Raw genomic sequence first — 22,190 nt, 5'->3', positions numbered from 1 at the left:
AATGACCAATCGATTTTATAAAGTACTTCTAGGTGTCCTATGTCTTGTTGGCATAGGTTTCAATGCCGCAGCTCAAGAGGTTCCTTTTACACCGCGTCTTAACGATGGTGGAAATACCTATTTGAACATTAAGGGGGATTATACGTTTTTGTCCAACAGTGTCATGAACTCTGTGTCCAATGGCCATGATGTGAATACGCCTTATAACGGCAATGGGAGTAACAACAGCTTACATGTGGAATACGTTGATATCGACTCCGATCCCTCAACCTTCAACTCCAGTAGTTCAACCCTATCTCTCCCTGCTTGTTCGCAGATTTATTGGGCAGGATTATACTGGGCAGGAAACTACGATGTTGAGCGGGACGGTGATCATCGAAGCAGATATGTTAGCGGCTATACGGACGACCCCAATCACTATGACGTTACCCAAGTAAAGTTTAGGGTGCCGGGAAGTGCCACCTATATAGATCTACAGGCCGACACAGCCGCCGATCCGGTTGGGGAAGAGGATGATATTATTGTCAACGGATATAATACGTTGCCCAATGACCCATATGTATGTTACAAGAACGTAACCAATATTCTCCAAGGCCTCGCCGACCCAACAGGAGATTATTTTGTGGGTAATGTGAGAGGTACAAGAGGTGCTACCACTTATGGTTGTGCTGGATGGACTTTGGTTGTTATTTATGAAAACCCAACGCTCCCAGGAAAGTACATTTCTGTTTTTGATGGGTACGAAGGGATTACCACCCAATCAGGAAACTCAACTGCTGACATAACCGTATCCGGGTTTAATACCATTCCTGTTGGACCAGTTAATGCCCGTATTGGTGTAAGCACCTTGGAAGGTGAAACTTCGCTTTCTGGAGATACCTTTGGTATTGTCTCCAACAGTAGTGCAACATTCACAGATATCTCAGATTCCGCAAACCCCAACAACAACTTCTTTAACTCCACAATTTCTGAAGATGGAGCTAACGTAACTACAAGAAACGTAAGTAGTACCAATGCCATTGGATTTGATTCCGATGTATTTGATCTAAACAACCCGGGCAATAGTATCATAGATAATGGAGATACCAGCGCTACCCTAAGATTAGGGACAAGCGGAGATTGGTTTGCTTCATTCTTGGTGACGTTTGCTGTGGAAATCATTGAACCTACCATAGTCTTGGAAAAAAAGGTGGAGGATATCGGAGGTAATGACATCACTGGTTTAGGAGTTAACCTTGGACAGTACTTGGATTATGTCCTTTCCTTTGTTAACACAGGAAATGATGACGCGACCAATTACACGATCAGGGATATTTTACCGGCAAATGTTACCTTGGATGAAACCACCATTACCGTGCCAACAGGCGTTACATGGACATATGATAATGCAACCAGGGAGGTGGTGTTTAACATTCCGGACAATTTAGTGGAAGAAGGCGATCCCGTTTCTGAAATAAGAATGCGGGTACAGGTAGCTGAGAATTGTTTTGATTTTATAGACGCCTGTACGGACATTATTGAGAATTTGGCATACTCCACCTATGAAGGGATTATCAATGCCAACCAGATTAGTGATGACCCCAGTGTATCCGACTTTGATGATTGTGGATTTACTACCCCCGGGGCCACTAACTTTCTTTTGGATGATTTATCCGCTTGTAACTTTACGCGTACCGTGGAATTGTGTGGTGCGGATGTACTGCTTGATGCTGGGGACAACTTTGATGCCTACATCTGGTATTTGGATGAAAATGGAAACAACCTAATTGACGCTGGAGATACAGTAATAAATGACGGAGATCCGGATGGAGACCCAAGTACCTTCTTGGCAGACGCTCCAGGAACTTATATGGTAGACAAGCAAGTGGCAGATCCGTGTAAGGATTTTGCCGAAATCATCATTGTGGACTTGTTTTCTGCAGGTTCCGGTCTTACCAACCCCATTACCGCATTGATCAATGACACATCCAATACTGTTGATGGCGAAATTGTTATCTGTCCCAATGATGGTGCGGAACTTCCAGAAGTTTTCCTTTGTGGACTCAACGACACAGAACTAATCCAGGTAAATATCCCAGATGCGGATAGTATTGATTGGGAACAATTGGACGAAACTTCTTGCGCTGCATCAACCCCGGATTGTGCCAATACAGACAACTCCTGTACCTGGAATTCTGTAGGAACAGGAAATGATTTCTTGGCCTCGGATGCAGGGCAATACAGATTGGTGGTAAACTACCAAAATGGATGTTTCAGAAGATTCCATTTCAATATCTATAAGAACCCTCTTGACCCGCAATATACCTCCAGTGATATAATCTGTAACACTGATGGTAACATTACGGTAACCAATATGCCCATCGATTATGAGTATCGATTGATTGATCAAACTACAAGTACGGTATTGGTTCCTTATAACGCCAATCCAAGTTTTGACATTACTACCAATGGTGCTTACACGGTTGAGATGAGACAACAAGGTGTAACCGATGGTTGTGTTTTTGTTTTGGATAACATCGGAATCCTTGATCGCGATTTTCAAGTTGACATTGAAACCAAAGACACGGATTGTAACGGTTTGGGTGAAATTGAAATCTCCGTTTTAAACGTTGAAGCACAGTACTATTATGAAATATCGCAAGGTGGAACCATAGTTGACACTTTTGGTCCTTCCAACGACAATAACTACACCTTCGTAAATCTAAATGATGGGGTTTACGATGTGGAGGTTACAACAGATGATGGCTGTTTGCATAATGAGCAGGTAACCATTAACGATGTTACCGATTTGGCCGTTACCGCCGTAACCACTAAAAACATCGATTGTACCCCTGGTGTTATCACCGTAACGGGTTCAGGTGGATTCCCAAACCCAAACTACAATTATGCCATATGGAGTTATAACGGTGTTGACTTGTATGCTAGCGTAGGGGATATTCCTGGAGGCGCATATCAACAAGCTAATGACTTTACATTTGTCAACGGGGAAGAGGGCAATTACGAATTTGTGGTTGTTGATGGTAACAACTGTTCTTTTATCTCAAATACAGCAACCATTGTTATTGCACCTTCAGTGGTTTACACAACCGCAGCCACCGATGAAACTTGTTTTGGAATCGAAGATGGAACCTTTGCTGTAAACGTAACCAATTCAAATGGATACAGTTTGTCCTATACCTTGACATACCCGGATACCTCCACAGCGACAAACACCTCTGGATTGTTCACGGGCTTACCTCAAGGTTCCTATTCCTTGGACATTACACAAACCCAAGGAGCTGTTTCCTGTGATTTTACAGAAACCTTTACCATCGGCGGGCCAACTTCAGGTATTTCCGGCGATGCCGTATTGATACAAGATTATACCTGTTTACAGGATGGCATAATTGAAGCTCAAAATGTGGCTGGTGGAACTGCTCCTTATGAATATAGCATTGATGGGGTTAACTTCTTTAGCGGTGCTGGAGCAGAACGATTCTCCAACCTGACCAATGGAAATTATGCCATTACAATTAGAGATGCCAACAACTGTACGTTTGTTACAAACACCATAACTTTTGACCCATTAAATCCTCCCTCGGACTTAACCTTTTCTGCTAGCACTCCCAACTGTCCTGCACTAACCTCTGATGTGACTGTGACCGTTGTTGACGGAAATACACCTTTCGTTTTTGAGATTACTGCGCCCGCACCTATTGCGGCCACTTCTATCTCAGGGAACACCGCAGATTTTGATGGGCTTGCCCCTGGAACCTATACTTTCCGGGTAACTGACAATAAAGGATGTGTTTATGATGAATCCTTTACCATCGACCCCGTTTCACAAATCAGTGTGGTTGGTAACTTGGTCAGCAACATTACCTGTTTCACGGATACAGATGGAGAAATTGATTTCATCGTTTCCGACTTCAACACGGACTATGACTATTCCGTAACTGGGCCAGCCAATTTCTCTGGAAACAACCAGACAGGAGGAACTATTTCCTTAACTGGATTGGATGATGGTACATATACAATAGTTGTAACCGACAACCTAACCAATTGTACCGCTACCACAGATGTTATGGTGAATGCTCCTGCCGCGGCTTTGACGCTAAGTGCTGCAGAAACCCAACCCACCTGTATCACGGATGGAAGTGTAACACTTTCTTCAACCGGTGGCTGGGGAGGAAATACCTTTGTCCTTACTAACCCTGACACTACTCCCTTTGGCACAAACAGTACGGGAGTATTTAACAATCTAACCCAAACCGGAACGTATAGCGCAACAGTAACTGATGCCAATGGCTGTGTGGTCAATACCGCCTTTACATTGAATGCTGCTGTTCCACCAGTTCTTGCAATTGTTCCCAACGACACCTGCTACGACGATGCCGTTGGATTAACATTAACAGCCAACGTAACTTCTGGTGGCGATGGTAATTATCAGTATAGCTTAAACGGAGGGGCTGCCCAGGCAAGCAATGTGTTTGCTGGATTGACCTCGGGAACCTATACCATTGAAGTTAGGGACGGGAACAACTGTACCGACACAGCCTCCATAACTATTAACCCAGAATTAAGCGTTTCTGCGACAGCGGCCAACATTACCGCTTGCGGCACAGATACAGATATAGATATTGTTGGTGCTGGTGGAGATGGGAATTATGTATATGCTGTTGTTGCTGATGGTGTAGTTCCAACGGCTGGTGATTTTGCGGCTACTAATCCTGTGTCCGTTACTGGAGCAGGGGATTACGATGTATATATCCGCGATAATAATGGAGCTGCTGGTTTTTGTGAGGCTTCTTTTGATATTACAATTGCCCAAGACGCGCCTTTGGCGATAACTCCAAGTTTTACTCCGGTAAGTTGTTTTGGAGGGTCTGATGGAACTATCACTTTAGTGGCATCTGGCGGAGAAGCCCCTTATCAGTACAGCATAGACAACGGAACAAACTATCAGGTTTCTGGGAACTTCATCAACCTAACCCAAGGAACATATAACTTAAGAATTAGGGATGCCAACAACTGTGAGGCCACGGGGACGGTAACCGTTACCGAGCCCAATCAATTGGTGGCCGAGGCACAACAGACCCAAAACTATACTTGTTTACAATTAGGACAAATTTCCGTAGGAAGCGTTACCCCTACCACTGGAGGCTCTGGAGATTTCCAATATAATATTAATGGAGGGCCTTGGACCGCTTCCACCACTGGTGGTCATGTCTTTACTGGCTTAACCGATGGAACCTATACCATTCAGGTACGGGATGCTAACGAAATTGGCTGCTTTATTACCCTTCCGGATGTAATTATAGCTCCACTACCCGTAGAGCCTACATTGACCACTTCTGTGGCATACAACTGTGATGGCACAGGGGATATTACCATATTGCCCAACGACCCCTCCTATACCTACAGCTTAAATGGAGGAGCCGCCCAAGCAAGCAATGTGTTTACTAGTGTAGCTGTGGGGACACATACCATTGATGTAAATTATGGTAGTGATTGTGTTACTCAGACCACGGTAACCGTGGAACCTGGAAACGCCTTTACCGCAAACATAACTGCATTCTCTGACATCAGCTGTAATACTGGAACTGACGGTTCCATCACTTTTGAAATAGAAAATTTTGATGCTGTCAATGGCTTCGAGTACCAGATAAATGGGGGAGGTTTTTCTGCCCCACAAACCACAAGTCCGATTACAATCAATGGGCTTGCCGCTGGCGCCTACGCCATTGAGGTAAGGGATGTGTTGGACAGCACCTGTTTGATTACCCTAAATCAGACCTTGTCCGAACCAGCTGCGGTGGTAACTACGGCATCAATCACCTCAGTATTGACCTGTACCAACGGCGGGGCGACCATTACGGCCTCTGCAACGGGTGGAACACCGGCTTACGAATATCAGTTGGAAGATAATATTGGAACAATCTTAACGGCTTACCAAAGCTCCAATGTGTTCACAGGACTTGCTGCCGGAGATTACATCGTAAGGGCTAGGGATACCAATCTTTGTGAAGATCCCATCGATACCGCTTTGACTGTGGTTACTCCAACACCTATTACATTTACCTCAACACCAACCGCATGCTACAGCGGAAGCAATGATGGAACCATTCAGGTAGATGTTACCGCTGGAAACGGGGATTACCAGTTTAGCCTAAATGGCGGGCCATGGATTACCCCAACTCCAGCTACGGCAACAACTCACACGTTCACTGCTTTGGCCGCAGGCAACTATACAATCAATGTAAGAGACGGGTTCGGTTGTACGGGAACCTTGCAAAATATTACCATAAACGATGCCCTGGTAGCCACTGTTGATGTGGTTGATATCAGTACGTGTGCAAATGGTAGCATTACCGTAACTGCATCTGGTGGAGTTCCCAATTTGGAATACGCATTCGTGCCAACCACCACCAGTCCGACAGGTCTGTTCACCACAACCAACACCTTTACGGTAACAGCTGGAAATGATGGTGACTACGATGTTTATGTTAGGGATAATTCGGCTACAGTACCCTTCTGTGAATTCATGGAAACGGTAACCGTTAATCCAGCAACTCCACTGACCATTACAAGTACCCCGACCGACCCAGAATGTCATGACGGCTTTGGTTCCATTCAAGTTGATATAACTTCAGGAATTGCCCCATATACCATCCAAATTATTGATTTGGACAATGGGGGTGTGGGTAACGTAACGGATACCAACGTGTTGGTAACCAGCAGAACTTATTTCAATTTGCTATCTGGTGACTATACCATCAATGTAACAGATGCTACTGGATGTTTGGTTACAGATACACCTGTAAATATTGCCAACCCGGATGAGTTGACGGCCACCATTTCAGGTGTAACTCCAGCCACATGTACTGGAGACCCCAATGATTTTGGTTTTCAATTTACTGCATACCCAACTACTTTGGGCACAATTCAATTTAGTGATGATGGCGGTGCTACCTGGACTGCTGGTGACAACTCTGTTCCCGGAACCACCGATGTGATTACTGGTTATAATTCTGGAGATATTGTTAATCCTTCCATGAGAACCGTGGATGGTTTGGGCAATACCATTTGTCAAACCGATTTCCCTCCATTTTTGATTCCTTATCCTTTGGATGATTTGGATATTACTATTTCGGCTTTGGTCGTAAACTGTAATGAGCTACAGGTCACCGTTCAAGGGTCTGAGGGAGCTCCAGGATATGAATATGCCTATTCTGACGACCCTAACAATTTTAACCCCGGAACCGCTACATGGTTCCCTGGTGACAGTGTGGACAATCTTGGAAATCCTGTGACCGCAGGTCATGGTAGATACATTTGGACAGGTTTGGTGCCTGGTCGAACATATCTTTTCTACGTAAGGGATAGTGGTGGATGCGTTAGACAAAGTAATGTGAACGTAAACGACTTAATCACAGTTCCCTTAGAAATTACTTCCGCCATTACTCCATCTTGTAGCGGGGCCAATAATGGAAGTATTACGTATACAGTAACTGATAACCAAGCTCCATTTGGAACAGAATTTAGATGGACGGTTTATGATATGACCACAGGTGTTCCTGTTGCAGTGGCCAATAGTGGTGGAAATGTTCCTTATACATCGCCACAAAATGTAACCGTTACTGGTTTGGGCGCTGGAAACTACTTCATTGAGGTAGTTGAGGTTGATGGAGGTTTGGACAGTTGTGTAGGAGCAACCGAAAATGAACTTTTGGACGAGCTTGATCCTTTGACTGGAACCCCAGTTGTATTACAGAACATTAGTTGTGATAACCCCGGTTTAATTCAGGTTCAAAACCCTCTTGGTGGCGGTGGAACTTACACCTATACCGTAACGGGTCCCGTTCCTTTTGTAACTATTACATCTACTTCAGATAATCCAATAGAGATACCTGCCAACTCTCCTGCTGGAAACTATCATGTTACCATCGAAGATCAATATGGCTGTTCTACCCCTTTGGGTAACGTTGCCTTGACCTTGACCCCGGACCCAACCATTGATTCCACCAATGTGGATAACTGTTCTGACCCTGCCACGGTTACTATCAACGCGACAAGTGGTGCTGCACAGATATTCTATTCTTTGGATGGTGGAACCACCTACCTGGACAATGGAGGTGTTTTCAACAACGTTGCTGCTGGAACGTACAATATTTCCATTCTTGACAGTAACGGATGTACCGATACAGATGTAGTGACCGTGCATCCTGTTTTGGAAGTTGATGTTGCCTTGACCAAGCTCTTGGATTGTTCGGTAAGTCCAGATGCTGAAATAACCATTGAGGTCCTTGCGGGATCTGGTGATTACGACTATCAAATTACGGATGGTACTGGAACGGTAGTTGCAAGAACGGCACTTCCATCGAATCCGTTTGTGTTTAGCACAACTACTGTTGAAAACTATACGATTACAGTCTTTGACAACCTGACTTCAACACCTTGTACAAGAGTGTTCAATATCCCGGTTGCCCCGGCCTTAACGCCATCTTTCAATATTACTTCAACTGCAGATGTTACTTGTAATGGAAATGATGATGGAACCATAGATGTTGCAGCCGTTGATAACGGAACTGGTCCGTTCACTTTTGAAATTATTTCTGGGCCTGGTAGTTCGGCTACTTTCCCGTTAGCACCAACAAGCAGTAATGCTACTACTGCATCTTTCACTGGGCTTGAGGGAACTGCAGCTGGAATCACCTATACCATAGAAATCACAGCGGCCAATGGATGTACTTCAACACAGACACAGACCATTACCCAACCGGATGTGTTGTCCAACATAAACACAACTGTGGTAGAGTTCGGTTGTACCACTGGAAACAACATGAACAACGCTACAATCACCGTCGATACAGCATCTATAACCGGTGGAAGTGGAAACTATGTGACCTATGAGTTCATTGACGATCAGGGAACTGTTCCTACTGGGGACGATGTTGTGGTTCAAGTGGGCCCAAGCAATGTGTACACCGAAACCAATACGGCTGGTGGTAGCTATATCATCAATGTTTATGACGACAATGGTTGTGTAGGTACTGTTACAGAATCCATTGCGCCATTTGACGAGCTTGTTTCGGCCAGTATTGCCATCGACGCTGCTGCCACTTGTTTAGCTGGTGAAAATATTACCATCACCGCCAACGGATCCATAACCAATTCTGGAACAACTCCTGCTAATTATGAGTTCAGGTTGTTGCCTGCCGGAATTTTCCAAGCCTCTGGAAGTTTCACTGGTTTGGCCGTGGGCACACACAATTTTGAAGTTAGAAATGTGGTTACAGGATGTGTCTTGGCCACTTCGCATACGGTAGCCGATCCAGAAATATTGGATTTGGTTGTGGTCAACACCACCAACATTACTTGCTTCGGAGACACCAACGGAGCAGTGGAGCTTGATCTACAGGATGCATTGGCAGTAACCTATGCAAGTGCCACTACTTATACTTTGTACTACGATATCAACAACACCCCGGGTAATTTGGCAGATGATATTGTTACTGCTGGCGGCGATGCCGATGGCAATTTCAACATTACAGGTTTGGCCGCAGGTAATTACTATATTGAAGTGACGGACACCAACCCTCCTGGTTCTGCCTGTGTTTATGCAGAGTCTTTCACAATCGCCGGACCAAGCGTGGGCATTTCTGCCAACACCCAGGTCACAGATGTTACTTGTGCACTTAACGATGGTATAATTGAAGTTATAAATCCAGCTGGAGGTTGGGGAAGCTACACCTATTTCGTTGACTTGGCTTCAAACCCTGCACCTACCTTCCCAGGAAGTTATCAAGTTTCTCCACAGTTCTCCGGTTTGGCCGGTGGAGCTGGAGCAGGAACGGATTATCAGGTTTGGGTGGCAGACGTAAACGGATGTGAATTCCAATTGCCCAATGTAAATTTGGTAGACCCAACCCCAATAACGGCAACCCTACAAATCAACCAAGAAAACTGTACTGCGCTTCAAGGTGAAATTGAAGTAGTTGGCACAGCTGGAGGACAGGGAAGCAACTATACCTACCAATTAATCAGAAATGGTAGCAATGTAGGTTCGCCTCAAACAAGTCCAATTTTCTCTGGTCTTGGAGAAGGTTCATATGAGGTACTTATTGCGGACCAATGGTCATGTACTACCACGATTGGTCCAGAAGTCTTAATCGAATCCATGTCTGCTACGGCAACAGTGGTTAAACCAATGGACTGTACGGTAGATCCAGGTGGTCATATCACCATAAATGTAACAGGCGGTTCCGCCAACCTTTCTTATGATGTGCTATTCCCTGATGGATTGACCACAGCAAACAATACAACTGGTGTTTTTACCGGCTTAACACAAGCAGGAACTTACACCTTCACCATTACTGATGGAGATACGGTAACCCCTTGTACTGTGGTATTGACCCAGGATCTGGATGCTCCAATAACTCCCGTAATCGATGATGTGGTTATGGCTCCGGTAAGCTGTAATGGCGGTTCCGACGGTAGTTTGACTGTTGTCTTGGATCCTGTTACCGTGGTAAACCCAGTGTATACCTATGAGCTGTACGAAATCACAAATTTGGCAGTACCATACAGAGTAGCACAGACAAGCAATGTCTTTGACAATCTGCCTCAAGGTGATTATAGAGCCCGAGTTATTTCAGGTAGGTCTTGCGATGATTTCTTTGATCAGACCGTTACCGAGCCTACGGTATTAAATGTTTCTGCTTCAGCTACAGCATTTGTGTGTAATGCAAGCAATGCAGTTAACACCTCAACAATTACTGTAACAGCTTCAGGTGGAACAGGTCCATATCTGTATAGCATTGACAATGTGAACTTCCAGGCCTCAAACACTTTTGATGTAGTGGATACGGGAGTTGTCCAAAACATTACAGCTTATGTAACCGATGCCAACTCTTGTGCGCAAACGGCAGTTGTGGCTCCAATTCAGCCTATCAATGTATTCACGGTTGCGGTTACACAAAACATTGGTATTACTTGTGCCAATCCTGAAGAAGTTTTGGTTACCGTTACGGATGATGGAAATCCAGCCAACACCTATACATTTGAGTTGTTGCCTGTCGGAAACCCTGCAGGGACTCTAACGGCAACCCCAACCAATGTAACAGCAACCTTTGAGTTGACACAACCTGGAAGCTATACATTCAGAATTACGGACAACACCACTGGTTGTTATGTGGATACAGCTCCTTATAATATCGCTCCATACGATACCATCGATGTTGTGGCTACGCCAACAGCGCCTGCTGTTTGTTTTGGAGACACCAACGGTGCATTGGAAATTAATGTCACTGGATATACAGGAGCTTATGACTACGAAGTTTTCAACTCTGATGGAACCACAACGGGGGTAACGGGATCAGCAAATACAAGCACCAATCCATTGCCAATAGCAGGATTCCCAGGAGGCAACTATTATGTACGTGTTACCCAAACAGCCAATCCATTATGTGTTGAGGATTCCAATACCATAACCATAGCATCTCCGGATATGGCCTTGGCCGCAACACCGATTGAGGTGGCCAATGTGACCTGTGCCAATAATTTAGGAGAAATAGAAGTCTCGCCTACGGGAGGTTTCGCTCCATATGATATCCAATTGACCAACACTACTACCGCTCAGGTTTACAATGTGTCCAATGTAGTCAGCTTTGTGTTCCAGGGCTTGTCTGCCGGTCTTTTTGATGTAGAAATTACAGATACTGCTGGTTGTACAATCAATGAGCCTATTACGTTGACACAACCAGCGCCAATTACGGCCGATATTGATGCCACGCCAACCACCTTAGTGTGTTACGGCGACACCAACGCAACAGTAACCGCTATAAACGTATTGAACGGTAGAGGGGTCTACTTGTACGAATTGAACACCTACGACCCAACTGGAACCACCATTGTTTCAACAACAGGGGCACAAAGCAATGCTGCCTTCACCAACCTTGGAGCTGGAATCTACAGCATTACTGTCTCTGATGGATGGAGTTGCGATGTAGAGACCGTTCAGGTTACCATTTCCGAGCCTGTTGAGGTTATGGCCAATTTGATTCAGCTTTCACAGCTAACCTGTACCGCTCAAGCACAAATTGAGCTAACGGCTGCTGGTGGAACAGGACCATATGAATTCAGTTCAGACGGTGTGCTTTATACCAATATGTCTGGTGGAAACACCCATACATTTACGGTTCCAGCCGGAGCATACCAATACTATGTTAGGGATGCCTTTGGATGTGAGGCCATGATTTCAAATCAAGTGACCGTAGATCCTATCATTCCTTTGGATGTGGTTATTGATGACAGTGCAGCGACCATTAATTGTACTGGTGAAGCCTCGGCAACCATCAGAGCTACAGCCGTTGGAGGTCTTGGTAACTACTCTTATGAACTATTTACGGATGCAGGTCTCACCAACTCCGTTGCTGGACCACAAAATGACGGTGAATTCAGTGGATTGATTGCTGGAACATACTTTGTAAACGTAATCAGCATGGATTGTCAGGTAACCAGTACGGCTATCAACATTACCGATCCTGCACCCTTGCAAATTGACCGACAAGAATCCACAGATGTAACATGTTCAGGTTTGGACGATGGTACCATCACCGTAGAGGTTTCTGGTGGAACCGGTGAAATTTTCTATGCCATCACACCTAACTTGGATCAGTTTGACACGGTAGGAACTTTCGAGGATTTGGCACCCGGCATTTATGATGTAATTGCTCAAGATAGAAATGGATGTTTTGAAACCTTCCAATTTGAGATTTTGCAACCAGAACCTATCCAAGCTCAGGCCATCAATGTAATGCACGAAGTTTGTTTCAATAGTGCAGATGGTTCCTTTGAATTGGACATTACAGGAGGTACTGCGCCTTATTTCTCCAGTTTGAACTCGAATGCCGATGCGGATTATGTTCAAGATCAAATCTTGTTCCAGAACCTACCGGCAGGAATGCATGTGGTGTTCGTAAGGGATGCTCAAGGCTGTGAAACCAACATCATTGTAGAAATCAACCCTGGTGTTAATCTTGCAGCGGAAGTTACCCCGATCTATGAGTGTGATGGAAATCTGCCCACAAACCGTTTGGATATTGTCTTTGAAGACACCTCTGTTATACCAGATGTGATGTATGCCATTGATTCCACGGATCCAGCTGACCTTCAACTGACATCCGACTTCATGAACATAGTACCAGGTGATCATTTCTTGACCATTGCGCACGCAAACGGGTGTATCAATACCATCGATTTCAGCATAACCGGATTTGAGCCATTGACCTTGGTGTTGGAGAACAACAACATCAATGAAATTACGGCCGTAGCCGAAGGAGGTCTGGAAGATTACACCTTCATCTTTGATGGCGTGGACAACGGAACGGACAACACCTACATTATCAACAGAACCGACACCTACACTGTTACGGTTATTGACCAAAACGGATGTGAGGTAACCATGGAAATCTTTATGGAATTCATTGATATTGAGGTACCTGACTTCTTTACTCCAGATGGTGATGGATTGAATGACAACTGGTTGCCAGACAATCTTGAAGCCTTCCCTAACGTACTAATGATCATTTTTGATCGTTATGGTAGAGAGCTCTATCGTATGCGTTATGGCGATGCCGGATGGAACGGAATCTACAATAACAGTGAGCTCCCAACTGGAGATTACTGGTACATCATCAAGCTCCAAGGCGAGAATGATGACCGTGAATTGGTTGGACACTTTACCCTATATCGAAATTGATCCTTTAACCTACAGCATCATGTTAAGAAAAAGCATAACCTCAATTTGTATACTACTGCTCTCCCTCGGGGCAGTGGCACAGGAACTGACCATTCCGCAGCTTTCGCAATACATTGCGGACAACCCTTTTCTAATGTCTCCAACCTATGCGGGAATTGGCGATCACATCAAGGTTAGACTTAACGGTCTTACACAATGGGTGGGTATTGAGGATGCCCCGGACACCCAAACTTTGGCTGCAGATGCTAGAATAGGTAATAGGTCGGGCCTTGGGATGCTTATGTACAATGATAGCAATGGGGAAACCAAGCAGCGAGGGGCTCGGATATCCTTTGCGCACCACTTGACCTTGGATAGATATGAGGATGTCTTCCTGTCCTTCGGTATTTCCTATAACTTCAACCAGTTTAGGATCGATGTGGAGAACTTTACCGATTTTGGGGGTCAAAGACCAACTGATGATAAGGCTACTACCAACCACAACTTTGATTTGGGCGTCTTATATCGATTCAGTAAATTTTATATAAGCTTGAACGCTTCCAATATTTTGCCCAAGGATTTGGCCCAGTTCAATCCTGTTTTTGAACCCAACACCTTGAGAAACTACTACGCCTATGCAGGGTATAGTATTTCCAAAAACAAAAACAGCAAACTGGAGATAGAACCTTCGGTTTTCTATCAATATTTTGAAAGTGATGGTCGATCGGTGACAGATTTAAATGCCAAATTCCGTTTTCACGATTTTGAAGATTATTATTATGTGGGTGTTACCTATCGCTTCTTGAACGATCAGTTGGGTAAACCTTTGTATATAGCCCCTATTGCAGGATTGAAAAAAAACAATTTCTACTTTGGCTATTCCTATCAGGTCATCACCAACGAGATTTTGGGATATAGTACAGGTACCCATGTTGTAACGGTGGGTATGGATCTCTTCCAGGGTATCAGTAACTGTAGGTGTATGTACTAATTACTGGGTTTCACTTATTTTTGTCCCACCAAAGCAACAATTGTGGGGAAAATAAGGCTCAACAATATTAGAGTGCACTCCAACCATGGGTGTTTAAAGGAAGAAATGCTCATTGGAAGTGATTATCGGGTAGATTTGGAAGTATATACCAACTTATCCAAACCATCTGTTTCCGACAAGCTCAGTGAAACAGTTGATTACGTTCATCTCAACAACATTGTAAAGGAAGAAATGGCCATTCGTTCCAATCTTTTGGAACACGTGGCCAAACGAATTCTAGATCGTGTTTTTATAGAATTGACCACCGTTTCCAAAGCTGAAATAGAGGTCGCAAAAATCAATCCTCCAATAGGAGGGGATGTGCAGAGTGTAAGCGTAGTTTTAAAGGCCGAAAGACCTGCCTAAAGGTTTGGGTAAGCTAAAAAAAGTAGTACATTTGCACCCTGAAATGGCATCGTGGCCGAGTGGCTAGGCACAGCTCTGCAAAAGCTTGTACAGCGGTTCGAATCCGCTCGATGCCTCAAGAACCCAACCAAATGGTTGGGTTTTTTTATTCGCTAATACGTTCTATGCCTTCTTTGATATCAAACTTTTCCTTGGGTAAAAACCCTTTGATAATCAACACGATTCCACAAACAATGATTACCAATCCAAGCACCTTCTTGATTAACACAATGCGTTCCTTGGTCAAATACTTTTTCAATTGCTTGGCCAATAGAATCTTAAAGACGTCCGTGATAAAATAAACAATAATCATGGTGCTGAAGAAGACCAAAATCCTATTTGGACTGTTGTCCAAACTAGGTCCCACGATCACAATCAATCCCAACCAAAAAGCCAGTACCCCAATATTGATAAAATTCAAAAGAAATCCTTTTATCATTAGCCCAGCGTAGGTGCCTTTGGAGGCTTTCAGGTTTTCTTTTTTGGAAGCCTTTTTCGCAAAAATTACGATACCGTATACCAGTAGAATCATTCCTCCAAAAACAAACAGACCTGGTTGGTTGCTTAAGTTTTCCAAAAGCTGAAAACTACTGAAATACGCTATCAACAAAAAGACAACGTCAGCCACAATCACTCCAAAATCAAAACTAATGCCAGCCCTAAATCCTTTGGTTGCGCTGGTTTCCAAAAGCACAAAAAAAACAGGGCCTATCATAAAGGCCAATAAAAACCCCAAAGGTATTGCTGCTTGAATGTCTTCTATCATACTAATCCATCCGAATTACTTTCCCACCAAAAACTGTCTTTTCATCCATCTTTAAAGGGTCTCCGTACACTAGCACCTCTCCTCCAGCTTTAACATTGGCCTTAACGTATTCTGTAGCATAAATTGCCCCATTTCCGCCAGCATTCACGGTAATTGTGGAAAATTTGGTCTTGAGCTCCTTTCCGTTATATTCTCCCCCTGTGTTGATAATCACATCCTGGGTGTCCGCAAAGCCCTTAACCTCAATTTGACCACCAGTGATTGCTTTGACCAAAAGTTGTTCTGTTTGACAGTTGATTTTCAATTCCCCTCCTTCTTGAGCCCTTAAATCCAATACACTTTGAACCATGGTTTCCTCGGAGCTAATTTTAGCATCCTCATTGACATCTATTACCACAAGTTCCCCTGCATGGAATAAATCAACAAAAGTTCTATAACCACTAAAAATTTTGTCAATTTCCATTCTAATTTTTAGCACACCATCGTTATTCACAATGGCCACTTTTTGTGTATGGGCCCCTTTGATCACGGCTTTGTTTTCACCCGATTTTATCAGATTGATGGAAATTCCATCAAAACCCTTTACCTCCGAAAAAGATTCCAGTTCTTTTGTAAGCTGCTCTTCCTGTGCCTGCATCAGCTGAAACGAAATGAACAGCATCAGTATTATTAAAGCTTTCATGTTTCAAAGTATTATGCGCAATTGGTTCACAAAATGTATTCCAAAAAAATCACTTTTTCCGCCCCACCAGGGAAAAATCCAAATGTCTTTTTATTAAATCCGTTTCCTTTACCATCACATAGACCTCGTCCCCTAATTGGTACATTCGTTTGGTACGCTCTCCCACAATGGCAAAATTACGTTCATCAAAGACATAATAATCATCTTTGATATCCCGTATGCGCACCATTCCTTCACATTTATTCTCAATAATCTCCACGTAGATGCCCCATTCGGTAACACCAGAAATCACCCCAAGGAATTTTTGATCCCTGTGGTCCTCCATAAATTTAATCTGCATGTACTTGATGGAATCCCGTTCAGCATTGGCAGCCAACAATTCCATATCCGAAGAATGCTTGCATTTATCTTCATATAAAGTATCCTTGGGAGGTTTGCCTTTATCTAGGTAATGCTGTAGTAATCGGTGCACCATTACATCCGGATACCTTCGGATTGGTGATGTAAAATGGGTGTAGTATTCAAAGCCCAAACCGTAATGGCCAATATTTTCGGTGGTGTAAATGGCCTTGCTCATACTCCTGATTGTCAAAGTGTCCACCAGGTTCTGTTCTTTCTTCCCCTTTACATCCCTTAAGAGCTGGTTTAGAGAGCTGTTCAGACTCTTTTTGTCCCTGAGGTTAATGGAATGTCCAAACCTTGAAATAACCCCGTTTAAGGCCATTAATTTTTCCTCATCAGGTTCGTCATGAATCCGATAAACAAAAGTCTTTTTTTGTTTGCCAATAAACTCCGCCACCTTTCTGTTGGCCAACAACATAAACTCTTCTATAAGCTTGTTTGCATCCTTGGATTCCTTGAAATAGACTCCTTCGGGTTCATTCTTCGCATTCAGGTTAAATCGCACCTCTATTTTATCAAAGGAAATGGCCCCGGCATCCATCCGTTGTTTACGCATGATCTTCGCCAATTTATCAAAGGTCAAAATTGCCTCAACAACATCCTCCGAAATAGTATATGCATCCTCCCGAATGGATACTTCCTTTGGAATCTTGTCTTGTTTGGTTTCAATCACATGCTGCGCCTCCTCATAAGCAAAACGCTCATTGGAATTAATGGCAGTACGTCCAAACCATTGATTGATCAACTTGGCATTTTCATCCATTTCAAAAATGGCCGAAAATGTATATTTTTCTTCATTGGGTCTCAGGGAACAGGCTAAATCGGAGAGTACCTCAGGTAACATGGGAACCACCCTGTCCACCAAATAGACCGAAGTCGCTCGCTCATATGCCTCGTCCTCCAAAACCGTATCGGGCTGCACATAGTGCGACACATCCGCAATATGAATCCCAATTTCGTAGTTGCCGTTTTCCAATTTTTGGAAAGAAAGGGCATCATCAAAATCCTTGGCATCTTTTGGGTCGATGGTAAAGGTCAACACATCCCGCATGTCCCTTCGCTTGGCAATCTCGGATTCTTTGATGGAAGTATCCAGGGTTTTGGCAAACTGCTCCACTTCATACGGAAATTCATACGGCAGACCATATTCTGCCAAAATGGAATGGATTTCGGTATTGTGTTCCCCAGGTTTACCCAAAATTTCCAATACTTCTCCATAGGGAGATTCGGCATCATCAGGCCAATTTCCGAGTGCTACCACCACCTTATCCCCATCTTTTGCCTTTTTAAGTTTGTCCAGGGGAATAAAAATATCGGTATACATCTTTGGATCGGTGGGTCTGACAAAGGCAAAAGTCTTCTGCTTGTCCACAATGCCAACATAGCTGCTTTTTCTTCGTTCCAGTACTTTGGAAATCTCCCCTTCTGGTTTCTTTCCATTCCGTCTGGGTCTCAAAAATATCTCGACCATATCGCCATGAAAAGCCTTGTTTAGCTTATTGTAAGGAATAAAGATGTCATCTTCAAAATCTTCGGTAATGATATAGGCATTCCCACTGGTGGTCAAATCCACCTTTCCAGTGTAATAGGTATGTAAAGTTGGCTTTTTCTTGAACTTGCCGCGTTCCACTTCCAAAATCCTATCCGTGGCCTTTAATTGCCCCAATCTTTTGATCAAAGCGTTCCTATCACGGGTATCCGTAATACCCATTTTTGAAGCTATTTGCTTGTAGTTGAAGCTTTTAGAAGGTTCTTTCTCCAGTACTGTAAAAATGCCTTTGGTAATCTCGTTCTTGCGTTGACTCCTGGCTCTCTTCTTTTTCTTTGACATCTACAGTTTAATTTTTTGAAAATTACGAATTATAATAAGGCAGCATCATTTTATGGCAAACAATCGTTTCACAAGAATTGTTTTATCAACATATATTAATATTCTTTTTTCTTTCTTTTTTAAAATTTATAAAAATGATGATTATGATAGCTTGTTGAAATGTGGAATAAATTATTTACGAAAAAATTGACTTCAACAGATAAGAAAGTTTGTGAACAAACTATCAATGGAAAAGAAAATTAAAAATCAACGGATTAGATTTTTAATGAACATAATTTGATAAGTGTTTTCAACATGGAATTTTTGAAAACTAAAATCAAATTTATTGTTGACTACGGGAAATAATTGTTGCTTAAAAGTTGATTACTTTCTGATGGATTAAACGCACAATTTTGAATTTTAATATGTAATGCCAATATTTTTTGAATAATAAAAATTTAATTCCCTCAAGTTTTCTACGAACGATCAACAAACCACCTTTTTTTTCAAAGTTCTGAATATGAAGCCAATGGAAATAATAGGTGATTTTTATCAACATCCCAACTTTAAAAGAATCGTACCTTTGTATTTACCAATCTAAATCTTGAACAATGAAAATAGCTATAGGAAATGACCATGCCGGTACAGACTACAAACTGGCAATTATTGGCTTGTTGAAATCAAAAGGAATTGAAGTAACCAATTACGGAACGGATGGAACGGATAGCGTAGACTACGCTGATTTTGTACACCCTGTTGCCGATGATGTTGAAGCAGGTAAAGTAGACTTGGGCATTGTCATCTGCGGCAGCGGAAATGGGGCTACCATGACCATCAACAAACATCAAAACATAAGAGGAGCGCTTTGCTGGAATAAGGAAATCACAGCTTTGGCCCGTGAACACAACGACGCCAACATTTTAAGCCTTCCTGCTCGCTTTATAGCACTCCCACAAGCCCTGGAAATGGTAGAAACTTTCTTGAATACCGAATTTGAGGGCGGTCGGCATGAGCGACGCATAGAAAAAATTCCCTGCAGATAAGATGGATTAATGGGGCACCACCACCATCATGGACATTCGCATTCCCACAATGATTTAAAGGGAAGGAATCTTCTCATATCCATAGTTCTCAATATTGCCATTACCGTTTCTCAGGTAATAGGTGGTCTAATTTCTGGCAGTCTGGCGCTCTTGTCCGATGCCCTGCACAATTTCAGTGATGTTCTCTCCTTGATCATCAGCTATGTCGCCGCTTTGTTGGGACGAAAAAAGGCCTCAAAAAACAAGACTTTTGGTTATAAACGAGCCGAAATCTTGGCCGCTTTTATCAACGCTGCAACTTTAATGGTGGTAGCCGTTATTTTGATGATTGAAGCCGTGGAACGCTTTTTTGAGCCCCAGGAAATAGAGTCCAGCTTGGTGATTTGGTTATCGATCATAGCTATTTTGGGCAATGGATTTAGCGTGTTGTTACTTAAAAAAGATTCTGAGGACAATATGAACATGAAATCGGCGTATTTGCATTTGCTTACGGATATGATGGCTTCTGTAGCGGTCTTGGTAGGAGGTGTATTGATGAAATTTTACCAAATTTTCTGGGTAGATGCTGTGCTGACCATGGCTATAGCTCTTTATTTGATTTATATGGGCTATGATTTATTGAAGGAATCCACCAAAGTGCTGATGCTGTTTACCCCATCAACCATTGAAGTGAAGGAAATTGTGGAATCCATTTGTACCTTGGAACCGGTTAAAAATGTGCACCACGTGCATATTTGGCAGCTGAACGAAGAGGAAATTCATCTGGAGGCGCATATCGATTTTAAGGAAGACATTAAATTGTCGGAATTTGATAAGATTTTGGTGGATATTGAAGAGCATGTATATCATAAACATGGTATAAACCATGTAAACATCCAGCCCGAGTTTGACAAATGTGATTCCAAAAGTGTAATTGTACAGGATTGATGGAAATTCAGATAAAAACGTTTGACCAATTAACTACCAAAGAGCTCTACCAGCTTTTGCAATTGCGCAGCGCTGTTTTTGTGGTGGAACAAGATTGTGTGTACCAAGATGTGGACGGAAAAGATCAAAAGGCAATCCATGTTTTGGGAACAAAAGAAGGCAAACTTGTAGCTTACACCCGAATGTTTGGCCCTGGGGATTACTTTGATAATCCAAGCATTGGAAGAGTGGTGGTAGCCCAGGACGAAAGGCAATATGGCTATGGCAAGGTGATTATGGAAGCTTCCATCCAAGATTTGGAATCTCGATATCCAAAGAAGACTCTAGAGCTTTCCGCACAGACCTATTTGTTAAGATTCTACAACAGTTTGGGTTTTAAAGAAACGGGTGCGGAATATTTAGAGGATGGTATTCCGCATGTGAGGATGGTGCGAACCCAATAAAGCACTGAAATGCCTAATTTTATGAGTCTATGGCTAGATAAAGGATGACTTTTTACGAGAAGGAAATACATAGAATTGGCCGTAAGGTTTATGCAAACCAATCACAGATCAATGCCGTAATTAGAACGCGCCAGCATTTGGAAAACAACTATGGGGCCAACACCAATTTGAATTATTTGTCCAGTGTTGGAGCCGTATCCAAATATCATTTGTTGCGCCTATTCAAAAGATATTATGGCCTAACACCAACACAATATGTAACGGACAAACGGATTGGAAAAGCAAAAGAACATCTCAAAGACGGAATGTCCGTAACCCAAACTTGTTTTGCTGTTGGCTTTCAAAGTTTGGGGTCTTTTAGCACCCTTTTCAAAAGGAAAACAGGAAAGTCCCCGCATCAATATCAAAAAGAGCAACTTTCGAGAAGCATTTAGTGTCTTGATTTTGGAACTTGCCCGCTCTAATCCTAATTGAAAAAGCATGAGAGTAACTTTAATAAGCATTCCCGTTCTGGATCAGGAAAAAGCGCTAAAATTCTATACGGAGAAACTTGGTTTTATCAAAAAAAGGGACATTCCGTTGGAAGGTGGCAATAGATGGTTGACCTTGGTTTCCGCAGAGAATCAAGACGGCCCCGAACTTTTATTGGAGCCTGCCCCCTTGCATTTTGAACCCTCAAAAGTATACCAAGAAGAGCTTATGAAAGCTGGAATTCCCTATACCCAGTTTGATGTGGATGATGTACAAAAAGAACACGACCGACTTGTGGATCTCGGGGTGGAATTTAGCGTAAAACCCACCGCAATGGGTACCGTAAAAGTTGCAGTTTTTAATGATACCTGTGGTAATAACATTCAGTTGGTGGAGGAGATTTAAAAGTGTTCCAATAAAGATTTTTAAACCCAAAGAACTATGTGTTCAAACCCATTCACCACCAATGGTTATATTGGATTAGAGGTTGA

The 22,190-nt window shown here is 43.0% G+C and carries 11 protein-coding genes and 1 tRNA gene; 9 read left to right on the top strand and 3 right to left on the bottom strand.

Annotation, left to right across the window (positions count from 1 at the left end; genetic code table 11):
• Position 1: 1 nt before the first annotated feature.
• From ACOOE0_RS05185 to ACOOE0_RS05170, 4 genes are all read left to right on the top strand, one after another.
• On the top strand, positions 2-13,741 hold the full coding sequence (locus ACOOE0_RS05185; protein WP_420401413.1) for a T9SS type B sorting domain-containing protein: 13,740 nt from the start codon (positions 2-4) through the stop codon (positions 13,739-13,741).
• 19 nt (positions 13,742-13,760) lie between these two features.
• Positions 13,761-14,711 (top strand): type IX secretion system membrane protein PorP/SprF, encoded by a 951-nt coding sequence (locus ACOOE0_RS05180; RefSeq protein WP_420401412.1) that lies wholly within the window; start codon positions 13,761-13,763, stop codon positions 14,709-14,711.
• A 42-nt stretch (positions 14,712-14,753) separates the two neighbouring features.
• On the top strand, positions 14,754-15,116 hold the full coding sequence (gene folB / locus ACOOE0_RS05175; RefSeq protein ID WP_420401411.1) for a dihydroneopterin aldolase: 363 nt from the start codon (positions 14,754-14,756) through the stop codon (positions 15,114-15,116).
• A 45-nt stretch (positions 15,117-15,161) separates the two neighbouring features.
• Positions 15,162-15,232 (top strand) — tRNA-Cys (locus ACOOE0_RS05170).
• A gap of 29 nt (positions 15,233-15,261) precedes the next feature.
• Here the strand turns inward: ACOOE0_RS05170 and ACOOE0_RS05165 are convergent.
• Genes ACOOE0_RS05165 through rnr form a run of 3 tightly spaced genes read right to left on the bottom strand, consistent with a single transcriptional unit; the run spans position 15,262 to position 18,836 of the window.
• Positions 15,262-15,921 (bottom strand): LysE family translocator, encoded by a 660-nt coding sequence (locus ACOOE0_RS05165; protein ID WP_420401410.1) that lies wholly within the window; start codon positions 15,919-15,921, stop codon positions 15,262-15,264.
• 1 nt (position 15,922) lies between these two features.
• Complete coding sequence (locus ACOOE0_RS05160; RefSeq protein ID WP_420401409.1) at positions 15,923-16,603, bottom strand: head GIN domain-containing protein; 681 nt, start codon at positions 16,601-16,603, stop codon at positions 15,923-15,925.
• A gap of 49 nt (positions 16,604-16,652) precedes the next feature.
• Positions 16,653-18,836: a ribonuclease R gene (gene rnr / locus ACOOE0_RS05155; RefSeq protein ID WP_420401408.1), complete on the bottom strand. Its 2,184-nt coding sequence runs from the start codon at positions 18,834-18,836 to the stop codon at positions 16,653-16,655.
• A gap of 590 nt (positions 18,837-19,426) precedes the next feature.
• Here rnr and ACOOE0_RS05150 point away from each other — a divergent pair.
• The 5 genes from ACOOE0_RS05150 to ACOOE0_RS05130 are packed head-to-tail and all read left to right on the top strand — an operon-like array spanning position 19,427 to position 22,104.
• Complete coding sequence (locus ACOOE0_RS05150; RefSeq protein ID WP_420401407.1) at positions 19,427-19,858, top strand: RpiB/LacA/LacB family sugar-phosphate isomerase; 432 nt, start codon at positions 19,427-19,429, stop codon at positions 19,856-19,858.
• A 9-nt stretch (positions 19,859-19,867) separates the two neighbouring features.
• Positions 19,868-20,785: a cation diffusion facilitator family transporter gene (locus tag ACOOE0_RS05145; protein ID WP_420401406.1), complete on the top strand. Its 918-nt coding sequence runs from the start codon at positions 19,868-19,870 to the stop codon at positions 20,783-20,785.
• Complete coding sequence (locus tag ACOOE0_RS05140) at positions 20,785-21,228, top strand: GNAT family N-acetyltransferase (RefSeq protein WP_420401405.1); 444 nt, start codon at positions 20,785-20,787, stop codon at positions 21,226-21,228. The genes ACOOE0_RS05145 and ACOOE0_RS05140 overlap by 1 nt, the downstream gene beginning before the upstream one ends.
• 44 nt (positions 21,229-21,272) lie before the next feature.
• Positions 21,273-21,662: a helix-turn-helix domain-containing protein gene (locus ACOOE0_RS05135; protein WP_420401404.1), complete on the top strand. Its 390-nt coding sequence runs from the start codon at positions 21,273-21,275 to the stop codon at positions 21,660-21,662.
• 46 nt (positions 21,663-21,708) lie between these two features.
• Positions 21,709-22,104, top strand: coding sequence for a VOC family protein (locus ACOOE0_RS05130; RefSeq protein ID WP_420401403.1), 396 nt, complete (start codon positions 21,709-21,711; stop codon positions 22,102-22,104).
• Positions 22,105-22,190: the final 86 nt, after the last annotated feature.

The organism is Flagellimonas sp. (assembly GCF_965215805.1).
In the GTDB taxonomy this organism is placed as follows: Bacteria; Bacteroidota; Bacteroidia; order Flavobacteriales; family Flavobacteriaceae; genus Flagellimonas.
The sequence above is the reverse complement of the archived record's forward strand: the minus strand, read 5'-3'. Positions and strand labels throughout refer to the sequence as shown.